The sequence below is a fragment of the Streptomyces sp. NPDC090088 genome (assembly GCF_044747345.1).
Taxonomy (GTDB): domain Bacteria; phylum Actinomycetota; class Actinomycetes; order Streptomycetales; family Streptomycetaceae; genus Streptomyces.
In genome coordinates this window covers 1,428,248-1,441,946 of the sequence record NZ_JBIVDZ010000002.1, presented here as the reverse complement: position 1 = coordinate 1,441,946, position 13,699 = coordinate 1,428,248, and the positions used below count along the sequence as shown (strand labels likewise).

At 70.8% G+C, this 13,699-nt stretch carries 9 protein-coding genes; 3 read left to right on the top strand and 6 right to left on the bottom strand.

Going from position 1 to position 13,699, the window contains the following annotated elements; translation table 11 throughout:
- Positions 1-197 precede the first annotated feature (197 nt).
- Positions 198-1,682 carry a hypothetical protein gene (locus ACIPSJ_RS15260; RefSeq protein WP_359215885.1) on the bottom strand — a complete coding sequence of 495 codons (1,485 nt, stop codon included), beginning with the start codon at positions 1,680-1,682 and terminating at the stop codon, positions 198-200.
- Between the two features lie 457 nt (positions 1,683-2,139).
- Here ACIPSJ_RS15260 and ACIPSJ_RS15255 point away from each other — a divergent pair, with 457 nt between their 5' ends.
- Positions 2,140-2,796, top strand: coding sequence for a bifunctional DNA primase/polymerase (locus tag ACIPSJ_RS15255; RefSeq protein WP_359215882.1), 657 nt, complete (start codon positions 2,140-2,142; stop codon positions 2,794-2,796).
- A gap of 99 nt (positions 2,797-2,895) precedes the next feature.
- On the opposite strand, the gene ftsY is transcribed toward ACIPSJ_RS15255, so the two are convergent.
- Positions 2,896-4,089 carry a signal recognition particle-docking protein FtsY gene (ftsY, locus tag ACIPSJ_RS15250; RefSeq protein WP_359215879.1) on the bottom strand — a complete coding sequence of 398 codons (1,194 nt, stop codon included), beginning with the start codon at positions 4,087-4,089 and terminating at the stop codon, positions 2,896-2,898.
- Between the two features lie 128 nt (positions 4,090-4,217).
- On the opposite strand from ftsY, the gene ACIPSJ_RS15245 reads away from it, so the two are divergent.
- A complete protein-coding gene (locus ACIPSJ_RS15245) occupies positions 4,218-5,690 on the top strand; it encodes a cytosine permease (RefSeq protein WP_401346014.1) in 1,473 nt (490 codons plus the stop codon).
- A 57-nt stretch (positions 5,691-5,747) separates the two neighbouring features.
- The gene (locus ACIPSJ_RS15240; RefSeq protein WP_359215874.1) at positions 5,748-6,719 is read left to right on the top strand and encodes an LLM class flavin-dependent oxidoreductase; all 972 of its coding nucleotides are present in this window, start codon (positions 5,748-5,750) and stop codon (positions 6,717-6,719) included.
- A 232-nt stretch (positions 6,720-6,951) separates the two neighbouring features.
- Here ACIPSJ_RS15240 and ACIPSJ_RS15235 read toward each other — a convergent pair whose 3' ends face one another.
- The 4 genes from ACIPSJ_RS15235 to ACIPSJ_RS15220 form a co-directional block, all read right to left on the bottom strand.
- Positions 6,952-8,370 (bottom strand): sugar porter family MFS transporter, encoded by a 1,419-nt coding sequence (locus ACIPSJ_RS15235; RefSeq protein WP_359221533.1) that lies wholly within the window; start codon positions 8,368-8,370, stop codon positions 6,952-6,954.
- Positions 8,371-8,617: 247 nt separating this feature from the next.
- Complete coding sequence (locus tag ACIPSJ_RS15230; protein ID WP_401346011.1) at positions 8,618-12,445, bottom strand: AAA family ATPase; 3,828 nt, start codon at positions 12,443-12,445, stop codon at positions 8,618-8,620.
- 257 nt (positions 12,446-12,702) lie between these two features.
- Positions 12,703-12,906 (bottom strand): hypothetical protein, encoded by a 204-nt coding sequence (locus ACIPSJ_RS15225; protein ID WP_093498859.1) that lies wholly within the window; start codon positions 12,904-12,906, stop codon positions 12,703-12,705.
- A 383-nt stretch (positions 12,907-13,289) separates the two neighbouring features.
- Entirely contained in the window at positions 13,290-13,571 is a 282-nt protein-coding gene (locus ACIPSJ_RS15220) for an acylphosphatase (protein ID WP_355714388.1), read from the bottom strand.
- Between the last annotated feature and the right edge of the window lie 128 nt (positions 13,572-13,699).

Here is a 13,699-nt window from a genome sequence, read left to right as displayed (position 1 = left end):
GGAGTGACGAAGGCGCCTGGCGTGTTACGGGTAGATGAATTGCGAGATGTCCCGCTGCGGGATCGTTATCGTGGCGCAACCTTCCCTCGGAGGAAAGGAACCGGCCGCGGTCGGCCTTCCGATGACCTGGCGTGGGGGAGCCGAGTCGGGCAGTTCCGGAGGGCCGGCCGCGGCCGGGGTCTTGGGATTGCCGAGGTTCAGACCGCTTCTGCGGTCTCCGGGAGGTCGACGGCGAGCTGCTCGGTGAGGTCGACGACGGCCGCGAGGTCGCCGTGGTCCCGGACGGCCGAGTCGACGGTCTTTCGAATACGAGTGTTGACGCGCTCGGAGCGCACCTTCTTGGCGATGCCCATGGCCTCGGAGGCCAGAACCGTGCTCTGCTCGGGCTCGCCGCGCAGCAGGTGCACGGTGGCCATGCCGATGAGGTTGAGCGCGTACGACCGCTGGTGCTCGGTGTCCTTCGCGAACAGCTCGACGGCCTTCTGCATCAGCGGCTCGGCGAGCGAGGCGTAGGTCGGGCTGCGGCCCGCGACATAGGCGAGGTCCCGGAAGGAGTGGCTGTTCTCGCCGTACAGCTCGGCCTCGGAGAAGAAGCGGATCCAGTCGGGATCCGGCTCGTCCCACTCGTCCGCCTCGGAGAAGGTGTCCTCGGCCATCCGGACCGCGCGCTTGCACTTGCCGGGCTGGCCCATGTTGGCGTAGGCGCGGGCCTCCATCGCATACAGCATCGACTGGGTGCGCGGGCTCGCACAGTCCCGGCTGCCGTACTGGGCGAGGTGGATCAGCTCCAGGGCGTCGTCGGGCCGGCCGAGGTGGATCATCTGGCGGCTCATGCTGGAGAGGATGTACGAACCCAGCGGCTTGTCACCGGCCTCCTTGGCCGCGTGCAGGGCGAGCACGAAGTACTTCTGGGCGGTGGGCTGGAGCCCGACGTCGTACGACATCCAGCCGGCCAGTTCGGCCAGTTCGGCGGCGACCTTGAAGAGCTTGCGCTCGGTGGCCTCGGGCTGGGGTTCCTGGAGGAGGTCGGTGACCTCGTGCAGCTGGCCGACGACCGCCTTGCGGCGCAGCCCGCCGCCGCACTGGGCGTCCCACTGGCGGAACATCACCGTGGTGGACTCCAGGAGCTCCAGCTCGGGCTTGGAGAGGCGGCCCGGGCGGCGGGCGTCGGCCGCCGACTCGGGGGCCGACTGCGGGGAGCCGGGCGAGGGCACCAGCCAGCGCTGCATGGGCTCGATGAGGGACGGGCCCGCCGACAGGACCAGCGAGGTTCCGAGGAAGCCGCGCCGCGCCAGCATGAGGTCGCTGCGCGAGAACTCGCTGAGCAGGGCCACTGTCTGCGGGCCCGTCCAGGGCAGGTCGACGCCGGTCGCGGAGGGTGACTGGCGGGCGGCCCGCAGACCGAGGTCCTCGACGGAGACGACGCAGCCGAACCGCTCGGAGAACAGCTCGGAGAGGATCCTGGGGATCGGCTCGCGCGGGTTCTCCCCGTCGAGCCAGCGACGCACCCTGGACGTGTCCGTCGAGATGTGGTTGGCGCCCAACTGGCGTGCCCTGCGGTTCACTTGCCGTGCCAGCTCGCCCTTGGACCAGCCGCTGCGCACGAACCACGAGTTGAGCAGCTCATTGGGGCGCTTGTCGGTACTGGTCGCGGTCGTCCCGCTTCCGCCGTTGCCGCCCACTGGAACGCCCCCATCCCTGAGACCACTTGATGCCGGATGCGCCAAGCCCTATCAGAATGCCGGTAAATACGGCTGCCCGTCCGGTAGTTCTCACCCTTCGAACGGGATGCCGAGTTGCCTCCGGCATACCCACGAGAGCATGTGCCCCCAGGCCTCGTGCACTCAAAGTAATCCTACGATCACTGCTCCAGCCATGGCGATCCCGGAAACGCCACCATTCGCCACCCCTTCGAATGAACTCACGATGGCCTTGGCGCGATTCACTTGACATAGGACGGCCGGGAGTAGGCGGAACGATGCACCCGGGGGCGCGTGTCCCCAGGTGCACCACCCAAGGCGCCTCAGGGCGCTGTCTTGACCTTGCGGGCGGAGGGGAAGGCGGAGCCGTAGCGTCACGTTCCGTTTCCGTCCCGTTCCGTGTCGTAACCACCGGCGCGCCGGACCCGTTGGAGGGGGCATGGGCTTCACGATCGGCGGCATTCGCGAGATCCGCTCCGGCACACGCCGGCGCGGTCGTTCATCGGACTGCACCGCCGTCGCCGAGTTCACCGGCCTGTGGGGCTGGGACGTGGTGCCGGGTGCCCGGGCCGCGGCCGGCGTCTGTTCCTGCGGGCACGGCGACTGTCCCGCGCCGGGGGCGCACCCGCTGGACTTCGCGTCCCAGGTGTCCGCCGGAGCCACGCTGGACGAGGTCACCAAGGCCTGGGCCGAGTTCCCCGGCGCCGCGGTGATGCTGCCGGTCGGCCGCGCGTTCGACGTGATCGAGGTCGCCGAGCCCGCCGGGCGCCGCGCCCTGGTCCGCCTGGAGCGCATGGGCCTGCCGCTCGGCCCGGTCACCGCCACCCCGCAGGGCCGCACCCAGTTCTTCGTCGCCCCCGGCTCCGCCGCCGAACTGCCCGCGCTGCTCTACCGCATGGGCTGGGACGACCCCACCTCCCTCGACCTGCGGGGCCTCGGCCCGGGCAGCCACATCACGGCTCCGCCGTCGGACCGGGGCGGCCTGGGCCCGGCGCGCTGGCTGTGCCCGCCGGCCCTGGACTCGGCGACCCGGCCGCCCGCCGCGAGGCTGCTGCTGGGGACGCTGGCCTACGTGGCACACCGGTCGCGGGCGTAGCCCGCGAGGCCCGTACGCCGAAGCGCCCGTCCCCCACCAGTGCACCTTGGGGGCCGGGCGCCTCTCACGCGGTCGGGGGGTATCCGCACCCCCCTCGGGTCAGTCACCGATAAGGGCATCCACGAACGCTTCCGGCTCGAACGGCGCCAGGTCGTCCGCGCCCTCACCGAGGCCGATGAGCTTGACCGGGACGCCCAGTTCACGCTGGACCGCGATCACGATGCCGCCCTTGGCGGTGCCGTCCAGCTTGGTGAGCACGATCCCGGTGATGTCCACGACCTCGGCGAAGACCCGGGCCTGCACCAGGCCGTTCTGCCCGGTGGTGGCGTCGAGCACGAGCAGCACCTCGTCCAGCGGGGCGTGCTTCTCGACGACCCGCTTGACCTTGCCGAGCTCGTCCATGAGCCCGGTCTTCGTGTGCAGCCGCCCCGCGGTGTCGATGAGGACGACGTCGACCCCCATCTCCTTGCCCTCCTTCACCGCGTCGAAGGCGACGGAGGCGGGGTCACCGGCCTCGGGGCCGCGCACGGTGTAGGCGCCGACCCGCTCGCCCCAGGTCTGGAGCTGGTCGGCGGCGGCGGCCCGGAAGGTGTCGGCGGCGCCGAGGACGACCGTACGGCCGTCGGCGACGAGCACGCGCGCGAGCTTGCCGGTGGTGGTGGTCTTGCCGGTGCCGTTGACGCCGACGACCATCACGATGCCGGGCTTGCGGTCCTCGGGCTCGGTCTTCACCGTGCGGTCGGCGTCGGTGCCGACCAGCTTGAGGAGTTCCTCGCGCAGCAGGCCGCGCAGCTCGTCGGGGGTGCGGGTGCCGAGCACCTTGACGCGCTCGCGCAGCCGGTCGACCAGTTCGGTGGTGGGCTGCACACCGACGTCGGCGGTGAGCAGGGTGTCCTCGATCTCCTCCCAGGTCTCCTCGTCGAGGTGCTCGCGCGAGAGCAGCGTGAGCAGCCCCTTGCCGAGCGCGTTCTGGGAGCGGGAGAGCCGGGCGCGCAGCCGGACCAGGCGGCCGGCCGTGGGCTCGGGGATCTCGATCTCGGGGGCGGCGGGCTCTTCCACGACGACGGGAGCCGAGCCGTCGGGAAGGTCGACCTCCTCTATCGTCCGGCGCGCTTCGTCGCGCGGCGTCTCGGCCTCGTCGCCGACGTGCGGCTCGGCCGGTGGCGCGGTGATGTCGGGCGCGGCGGGGGGCGGCGGGGGCAGCGACTTCTTGCGCCGGCTGCCGATGACGAGCCCGCCGAGCGCGCCGAGCACGACCACGGCGATGACTACAGCAAGGATGACGGTTTCCATAACCCGTCCAGTATCCATCCCACCCTCGCGGCCGACTTTGTTCCCTCGCGAAGGAGTTTCCGGATGATTCTCCGATACCGATCATCCCTTTTGAGCGGATTAGTCGGACTAACGTACGATGATTGACCATGAGCACCACCGCCCATCACGACGGCCCGCTCGAACATCTCGAAGAGTCCCTGGAGCACCACGGCCTCGAAACCCGGGGCATCGAACCGGTCCCGGACGCCGAGCGCACCGCGACGACCCGCGGCCTGCTCCCCACCTGGATCGCCGCCAACATCACCGTCCTGCTGGTGACCATGGGCGCGGGCCTGGCGGTCTCCTTCGGGCTGAACTTCTGGCAGATCCTGGTCGTGGGCACCGCCGCGCCGATCGTGTCGTACGGCCTGGTCGGGCTGGTCGGCATCGCGGGCAAACGCGGTGGCGCGCCGGGCATGGCGCTGTCCCGCGCGGTCTTCGGCCAGCGCGGGAACCTGCTGCCCGGCACGCTGATCTGGGTGGCGCGCTGGGGCTGGGAGACGATCAACGCGGTGACCGGCGCCTACGCACTGCTGACGGTCCTGGACATCCTGTTCGGCGTCCGGCGCAACACCGCGCTGGTCGTCGTCGCGCTGCTGCTCTTCGTGATCGCCACGTTCGCCATCTCGGGCATGGGCATCAGGGCGGTACGGCGCTGCAACCGCTGGGCGACCTGGCTGTTCGGCGCCTTCTCCGTGCTGGTCCTCGGCCGGCTGATCGTGAAGACGGACTGGAACAGGGTGTTCGGGCAGGACGCCGGTTCCGCGGCCGCGATGGTCACCGGGGCCGGGCTGATCGCGGCGGGCGGGATGAGCTGGGCTCCGGCGGCCCCGGACTTCACGCGCTATCTGCCGGGTACGGCCTCCTCGGCGGCGATCGTACGCAACACGGTCGGCGGCGCGGGGATCGTCGTACTCCCCCTGGTCCTGATGGGCGCGGTGACGGCTTCGCGCATGCCCGACCTGGCCAGGACGGCCGACCCGGTCTCCTTCCTGGGCGCGGTCCTCCCGCTCTGGCTCGCCGTGCCCTACCTGCTCATCGCCCTGGCCGGGATGGTGCTGATCAACGCGATGTCGATGTACTCGGCGGGCTTCACCGCCCAGACCCTCGGCTTCCGGATCCCCCGCCCCTGGGCGGTCTCCGTCAACGCGGTCATCTCGCTGGTCCTCGGCGGTGTCCTGATGCTGGCGGCGACCTCGTTCCTGGGTTCCTTCATCGCGTTCCTGTCACTGCTGGCGGTGGCGTTCTCGGCGTGGGTGGGCGTGTTCGGCGTCGACATGCTCCGCCGTCGGGAGTACGACGCCACGGCCCTCCTCGACACGAGCCCGGCCGGCGCCTACTGGTACCGGGCGGGCTTCTCCCCCGCCGCCGTGACGGCCTGGGCGCTCGGTCTGGCGGCGGGACTGCTCTTCACCAGGTGCGACTGGTTCACCGGGCCGTTCGCCGCGAACAACCCCGTCGGCCGGTACGGCCTCGGCTGGGTGGCGACCATCGTCGTCTCGGGTCTGCTGTACGCGGTGCTGCCGAAGCCGGCGGTGGTGCCGGCGGCGCCCAGGAACCCCACGCCTCTGGCTGTCTGACGCACCGTCAGCTACTGTCCCCGCACACCAGCCCGGCCAAGGTGAAGGGGAACTCCCATGCCCGTCTCGGTCGTCCGCTTCAACCTCGTCGAGCCCGGCGCCGACCGGGCGTCCCTGGGCGCCCGTTACCGAGCGGCCCTGGACATGGCCGGGTACGCCGACGAGCACGGCGTCACCACCGTCCAGACCGAGGAGCACCACGGGGTCGACAACAACTGGCTGCCGTCGCCGTTCGCCTTCGCGGGCGCGGTGTTCGGGGCGACCCGGACCATCGCGGTGACCGTGTCGGCGGTGATCGGCCCGCTGCACGACCCGCTGCGGCTCGCGGAGGACATCGCGGTCCTCGACCTGCTCAGCGGGGGGCGGCTGGTGACGGTGGCCGGGATCGGCTACCGGCCCGAGGAGTACGCCCTGTTCGACGTGGAGTGGAAGCGGCGGGGGAAGCTGCAGGACGAACTGCTGGAGACGCTGCTCAAGGCCTGGACCGGCGAGGAGTTCGAGTACCGGGGCCGTACGGTACGGGTCACGCCCCGCCCCCTCACCGACCCCCATCCCCTCCTCCTGGTCGGCGGCTCCTCCCGCGCCGCGGCCCGCCGCGCCGCCCGCCTCGGCCTGCCGTTCTTCCCGAGCGCGCATCTGCCGGAGCTGGAGGCCTACTACAAGGAGCGGCTCACCGAGTACGGCACCGAGGGCTGGACCATGATGCCCACGGCCGAGACCCCGCTGCTGCACATCGCCGAGGACCCGGACCGGGCGTGGGCCCGGTACGGCGAACACTTCCTGCACGAGGCCCGGACCTACGCCTCCTGGCAGTCCGGCGACATCCGCTCGGCCGTGCGCTCGACGGCCACGACCGTGCCGGAACTCCGCGCGGAGGGCGTGTACCGCATCCTCACCCCCGAGCAGTGCGTGACGGCGGGGCTGGACAACCTGGTGCTGCACCCACTGGCCGGCGGCATGCCGGTCGACGAGGGCTGGCGAAGCCTGCGCCTCTTCGCGGAGACCGTCCTTCCGGCGCTGGAGGCGTAGCGGCGGCGAGGCCTCTCGGCAGGTGACGACGGGAGAACTCGGCACCGCCGGGCGGCGCCGTGGTGGGTCGCCGTGGTGGCGGAGCGAAGTGGTGCGGTGGCGGACGGGAGGGGTGCGGGGCAGGAGAACCGCCGCCCCGCCCGGGCAGTGACCGGGCGGGGCGGCGGAGGGTACGAGGAGAGGGGCAGCGGGGACTTGGCCCTTCTCCTCGAGTTCGGGGAGGGTGGGCGGGTCAGCCCATCTCCTCCAGGGCCTTGCCCTTGGTCTCCTTGACGTACTTGAGGACGAAGGGGATGGAGAGGGCCGCGAAGACCGTGTAGATCACGTAGGTCGCGGAGAGGTTCCAGTCGGCCAGCGACGGGAAGCTCGCGGTGATGGCCCAGTTGGCGATCCACTGCGCGGAGGCGGCGACACCCAGCGCGGCGGCGCGGATCCGGTTCGGGAACATCTCGCCGAGGAAGACCCAGACGACCACACCCCAGGACAGGGCGAAGAAGAGCACGAAGATGTGCGCGGCGATCAGGGCGGTCCAGCCCTGCGCGGCCGGCAGCTTGCCGTCGACCAGGTCGTAGGAGAAGGCCCACGCCTCCAGGCCGAGGCCGATCACCATGCCGACGGAGCCGATGAGCGCCAGCGGCTTGCGGCCGATGCGGTCCACGAAGATCATCGCGATCACGGTGCCGATGATGTTGATGATCGACGTGGTGAAGGAGTAGAAGAACGAGTCCGTCGGGTCGACGCCCACCGACTGCCACAGGGTCGAGGAGTAGTAGAACGCGACGTTGATGCCGACGAACTGCTGGAAGACCGAGAGGCCGATGCCGACCCAGACGATCGGCTTGAAGAAGAAGGAGCCGCCGAGCAGGTCCTTGAACGTGGACTTGTGCTCGCTCTTCATCGCGTGCTCGATCTCGGCGACGCGGGCGTCCAGGTCGCCGCTCCTGCCCTCGACCTCTTCGAGGATCTCGCGGGCGCGGTCGTGCTTGCCGACGGAGATCAGGAAGCGCGGGGACTCGGGGATGGCGAAGGAGAGCAGGCCGTAGAGGACGGCCGGGACCACCATGACGCCGAGCATGACCTGCCAGGCCTCAAGGCCCATCAGCTTGCCGCGCTGGTCGCCGCCGGCGGCGTTGAGCAGACCCCAGTTGACCAGCTGCGAGATGGCGATGCCGATGACGATCGCGGCCTGCTGGAAGGAACCGAGACGGCCGCGGTAGGCCGGCGGGGCGACCTCGGCGATGTAGGCGGGGCCGATCACGGAGGCCATGCCGATGGCGAAGCCGCCGACGATCCGCCAGAAGGCGAGGTCCCACAGGGCGAAGGGCAGTGCGGAACCGACGGCGCTGATGGTGAACAGCACGGCGGAGATCTGCATGCAGCGGATACGGCCGATGCGGTCGGCTATGCGGCCGGCGGTCGCGGCGCCGATGGCGCAGCCGATCAGCGCGACGGCGATGACCTGCGCCAGGGCCGCGGACCCGATGTCGTAGCGGCCCCGGATCGCCTCGACGGCGCCGTTGATGACGGAACTGTCGTAGCCGAAGAGGAATCCGCCCATCGCGGCCGCCGCCGCGATGAAGATGACATGCCCGAGATGATCGGGGTGAGCCGTCCCGGCTCCTGACTGGGGTGCCTGCGCAGTGCTGGTCACAAGAAACTCCTCGGGCCCCCGGCAGCGCTGCCGGGGTGGGGGTGAGCCCTGTCAGGTTCAAGTGGCGCATACGTGCGCGCCGCTCACACCTGAAGGTAAAAGCAACGTTGCAGAGACTATGCCTTCAAGTTTCGAAGTCAATAGACGGGGTGATGTGAGCTTGAAGGCATGGTGAAGGTGTTCGTGTTCAACAGTTGAACTTATGAAGGGGGCGTGCAGGTCAGACCGGTGTATGGCACACGCAAACTCAGCGGAGGCGCTGGCTGATGACCTTCGACACACCGTCGCCCTGCATGGACACGCCGTACAGCGCGTCGGCGACCTCCATCGTGCGCTTCTGGTGCGTGATCACGATGAGCTGCGAGGACTCCTGGAGCTCCTGCATGATGCGGATCAGCCGCTGCAGGTTGGTGTCGTCCAGGGCCGCCTCGACCTCGTCCATGACGTAGAACGGGCTGGGGCGGGCCTTGAAGATGGACACCAGCATCGCGACCGCGGTCAGCGAGCGCTCGCCGCCCGACAGCAGGGAGAGCCGCTTGACCTTCTTGCCCGGCGGCCGGGCCTCGACGTCCACGCCCGTGGTGAGCATGTTGTCGGGGTCGGTGAGGATCAGCCGTCCCTCGCCGCCCGGGAAGAGGCGGCTGAAGACGCCCTCGAACTCGCGGGCCGTGTCCCGGTAGGCCTCCGTGAAGACCTGCTCGACCCGCTCGTCGACCTCCTTCACGACCTGAAGCAGGTCGGCGCGGGTCTTCTTCAGGTCCTCCAGCTGCTCGCTGAGGAACTTGTGCCGTTCCTCAAGGGCCGAGAACTCCTCCAGGGCGAGCGGGTTGACCTTGCCGAGCTGCTGGTAGGCCCGCTCGGCCGCCTTGAGCCGGCGTTCCTGTTCCGCCCGGTGGAAGGACTTGGGCTGGTTGCGCGGGTGCTCGGGGTCGTCCGGCAGCACCTCGCCCTCGGCGGGGGGCGAGGGCGGCACGAGCTGATGGGGCCCGTACTCCTCGACCAGCCCCGCCGGTTCGACACCCAGTTCCTCCAGCGCCTTCGTCTCCAGCTGCTCGATGCGCAGCCGCTTCTCGGCGCCGAGTACCTCGCCCCGGTGAACTGAATCCGTGAGTTTGTCGAGTTCGGCCTTGAGGTCGCGGCCGGCGGAGCGGGCGGCGGTCAGCTCCTGCTCGCGCTGTGCCTTCGCGGCCTCGGCAGCCGCCCGCTCCCGCTCGGCGCGGCCGACGGAGACCTCGACATGCGCGAGCAGTTGCCGCGCGCCGGCGGCGACGGCCTCGGCGACGGCCGCCTCGTGGCGCAGCCGGGCCCGGCGCTGCTCGGCACGCGCGCGTGCCTCGCGTTCCGCGCGGGCGGCGCGGTCGAGGGAGTCGGCGCGGCCGGCCAGGCCCTTGACGCGTTCCTCGTGGGTACGGGCCTGGAGGCGGGCCTCCATCTCGGTCTGCCGGGCGTTGGCGCCGTCGGCGGCGAGCCGGTCGCGTACCGAGGTGTCCGGTTCCTCCTCGACGGGCATCTCCTCGGCCACGGCGAGCCGCTCGGCCAGGATCTCCAGCTCTTCCAGGGACTTGTCGAGGGAGTCCTGGGCGCGGGCGGCCGCCGCCGTAGAGCGTTCCGCCTCGCCGGCCGCGCCGCGGGCCTGTCCGGCGAGCCGGCCCAGCTGCTGGGCCACGGCCGACTTCTCCCGGTCGGCGGCGCGGCGCCGCTCACCCAGTTCCTCGACGAGGGCCGCGGACTCCTTGCGCCGTGTCTGGGCGGTCTGCTGTGCCTCGGCCAGCTCCTCGCAGCGGACGGCCAGCTCCTCCAGTTCGGCGGCGGCCTCGTCGACCGAGGCCTGCACTTCGAGGAGGCTGGGCGCACCGGCGGAGCCGCCGTGGGCGAAGTGGGCGCCGAGGAGGTCGCCTTCGGCGGTGACGGCGGTGAGGTGGGGGTGGCGGTAGACGAGGTCCTCTGCGGCTTCGAGGGTGTCGACGACGACGATGTCGCGAAGCAGGCGCCGTACGGCGGGCATCAGGTCGGCCGGGCCCCGGACCAGGTCCGCCGCGTGGTTTGCCCCGAGGGGAGCCGGGTGGGGTCGTCGGTCGGATACGGGTGCGTGGGGGCCGGTCGCGCCGTTCCCCGCGCCCCCGAGGGGCGCTGACCAGGTGCCGGTGTTGTCCAGTGCTGCCGCCGGTCGTCGGTCCGCCGCGGCACCGTCGTGGCCGGTCGCGCCGTTCCCCGCGCCCCCAAGGGGCGCTGACCAGCCGGGGGTGTTGTCCGGTGCCGTGGTCGGTCCGTCGTCGGCTGCGGCGCCGTCGTGGCTGATCGCGCCGTTCCCCGTGCCCCTTTGGGGCGCTGCAGTGCGGGGCGTCGTGTCGTCAGGGGCTCCCGCCAGGAGCAGGGCCGCGCGGCCGCCGTCCTGTTTGCGGAGCAGGCGGATGGCGTCGGCTGCTGAGGCCGGGGTGGTCACCGCGATCGCGTCCGCTGCCGTGCCGAAGGCCGCGGCCAGGGCGACCTCGTGGCCCGGGGTCACGGTGAGCAGTTCCGCGGCCGGGCCCAGGACGCCGGTGAGGCGGTCGCGGGCGCCGAGCAGTATCCCCGTGCCGTCCTTGCGGCGCAGGCCCAGCGCCAGCGCCTCGTGGCGGGCCTGGGTGGCGGCGCGGCTGCGTTCCGCCGCGGTGGCGGCCTCGCGGGCGGCGGTCAGGGCCGCCTCTGCCTCGGCGAGCCGCTGCTTCGCGTGGTCGTGCTGTTCGCCGAGTTCGTGGTCGCCGGCGTCGAGGCCGTCGACCTCGGCCTTGAGCGCCTCGTACTCCTCCTGCGCGACGACCGCCCGTTCCTGGGCCTCGTCGCGGGCGGCGGCCAGGCGGTCGATCTCCGCCTGGGCGGACGCGGCGCGTGAGCGGGCCGCGTTGACCTGGCCGTTCAGCCGGGCCAGGCTCTCGCGCCGGTCGGCGATGGAGCGGGCGACGTCCTTCAGGCGCCGTTCCTCCAGGGCCAACTCGCGCTCCAGCTCGGCGCGGTGCGCGACCGTGTCGTCGAGGGCGCGCTCGGCCGCTTCCAGGGCGGCCTCCAGTTCGGCCTCCTGCTCCCGGATCCGGTGGGCCTCGCGCTCCATGTCCTCGGGGTCGCGGCCGCGCCGCTCCTCGGGGGGCGCGGAGGTGGCGCTCTTCACCCGGGCGTCGGCCAGCGAGATCGTGCCGCGGACGCGTTCGGCGAGCTGGGAGAGCTCGTACCAGGTCTGCTGGGCCCGCTGCAGGCGCGGGGTGAGCCGCCGTACCTCGTCCTCCAGGAGGGCCTCCCGCTGGAGGGCCTTCTTCAGCTCCTGCTCGGCGGCCTCCCTGCGTTCCTTGAGGGCGGCCTCGTCGGCGATCTCGGTCTGGAGCGCCTGGCGCAGTCGTACGAGATCGTCGGCGAGCAGCCGCAGACGGGCGTCGCGGAGGTCCGCCTGGATGACGGCGGCCCGGCGGGCGACCGCGGCCTGGCGGCCGAGGGGCTTGAGCTGGCGGCGGAGTTCGTCGGTGAGGTCCTGGACGCGGGCGAGGTTGGCCTGCATCGCGTCCAGTTTGCGCAGGGCCTTCTCCTTGCGCTTGCGGTGCTTGAGGACGCCGGCGGCCTCCTCGATGAAGGCGCGGCGGCCCATGGGGTCCGCGTGCAGGACGGAGTCGAGCTGGCCCTGGCCGACGATGACGTGCATCTCGCGGCCGATGCCGGAGTCGGAGAGCAGCTCCTGGATGTCGAGGAGGCGGCAGGTGTCGCCGTTGATCTGGTACTCGCTGCCGCCGTTGCGGAACATGATCCGCGTGATGGTGACCTCGGCGTACTCGATGGGCAGGGCGCCGTCGGAGTTGTCGATGGTCAGGGACACCTCGGCGCGGCCCAGCGGAGGGCGGCCGGTGGTGCCGGCGAAGATGACGTCCTCCATCTTGCCGCCGCGCAGCGACTTGGCGCTGTGCTCGCCCATGACCCAGGTGAGCGCGTCGACGACATTGGACTTGCCCGAGCCGTTCGGACCGACGACACACGTGATCCCCGGCTCGAACCGGAGCGTGGTCGCCGAGGCGAACGACTTGAACCCGCGAAGGGTCAGGGCCTTGAGGTGCACGCCGTCGGACTCTACCTGGCCCCGCTACCCCACTCCACGAAGCCTCGCAACCCCGCGGTTTCGCGCATGAACATGCAGGGCACACCAGACGTTAAAGAAGGTGAAAGGATGCGCGGGGCTACAAGCGGGTCGGGGCACGGGTCAGGTCGGGGGCAAGAAAGAAGGGACGCCGGGGCGTCCCTTGCACATCTTGACAACTCAAGCGGTTGAAAGGGCTGCCCAACCGCCGCATGTGCTGTTGTGGAGCGATGCAGCGATCAGGTGAGCGCAGGCTCCGCCTGGTTTGCGTCGATGCTCTCCATGATCCTGTCGGGAGAAGCGGCAGCCGTCAGCGCGTCGTTCTCGGCCTGAATCCGTACGAGCTCGGATTCGAGGTCCTGGACACGCTGCTGGAGCCGTCGCATCTCGGCGAGGAGTCGCGGGTCGGAGCCGCCGACGTAACCGAGAAGCGCCTTTGCCATGATGGATGGTCCTCCACACTGAGTGACCGACCGTAGCGGTGTGGGTCGTGAGGGATTCGCACCCGCGGTGCTTGACACATTCGAGTGTTGCTCGACTGTTGCGCCATGCCAAACAGCTAAGGTGCGCGGGGCTTTCAGCGTCTCACCAAAAAGTTTGACGGTCAACACGATCACGCCCTGTATTGGCAGGCGAACCCGGGGGCGGCCCACCCTGGCCGGGCGGCGCTGCGACTCCTGCGGGGCCCTCAGGGCGTGGCGATCATCTTTACCTGCGGAGCCTGCCACGCGCGGCGATTCTTGGCAACCACCAGGCCATTTCTGCTCGGGGCACATGCCGGTGGCAGATCGCTCCGCTTTCTCCTGCGCGGCTTTACAGAGCGGGCTCAGCGGATGGCGAAGCCGTCGTAGCCGCCCCGGGGTGTGTCCCAGATCTCGGTGACACCCTCCACCCGCCCGGGCGTGTCATCGCCCTGGAGCCAGTCGAGCAGTCCTTCGCAGCCCTCCCGGGGGCCCTCCGCGACCACCTGGACGCGACCGTCCCCCAAATTGAGAGCAAAACCACTCAGCCCGCCGATCTCCAGCGCCCGCGCCCGCGTGAACCAGCGGAATCCCACACCCTGCACACGCCCACGGACCCAGGCGACCAGTCGCACATCCTCGCTCATGGGTGCAACCTAACCGGCCAATGTCACTCGGGACACCTCCTCCCTCAGCGGTATGGGGTACCGTCCCCACCCAATGAATCTCATATGAAACTCACTCGATCGGGTGAGTCTGGTTGACCAGATGGAGT

What these genes read in the sequence shown, in the direction of transcription:
- ACIPSJ_RS15245 (WP_401346014.1), top strand. Translation starts at nt 4,218, where the DNA reads ATGAGCACCACCGCCCATCACGACGGCCCGCTCGAACATCTCGAAGAG.
- ACIPSJ_RS15220 (WP_355714388.1), bottom strand. Translation starts at nt 13,571, where the DNA reads ATGAGCGAGGATGTGCGACTGGTCGCCTGGGTCCGTGGGCGTGTGCAG.
- ACIPSJ_RS15240 (WP_359215874.1), top strand. Translation starts at nt 5,748, where the DNA reads ATGCCCGTCTCGGTCGTCCGCTTCAACCTCGTCGAGCCCGGCGCCGAC.
- ACIPSJ_RS15225 (WP_093498859.1), bottom strand. Translation starts at nt 12,906, where the DNA reads ATGGCAAAGGCGCTTCTCGGTTACGTCGGCGGCTCCGACCCGCGACTC.
- ACIPSJ_RS15255 (WP_359215882.1), top strand. Translation starts at nt 2,140, where the DNA reads ATGGGCTTCACGATCGGCGGCATTCGCGAGATCCGCTCCGGCACACGC.
- ftsY (WP_359215879.1), bottom strand. Translation starts at nt 4,089, where the DNA reads ATGGAAACCGTCATCCTTGCTGTAGTCATCGCCGTGGTCGTGCTCGGC.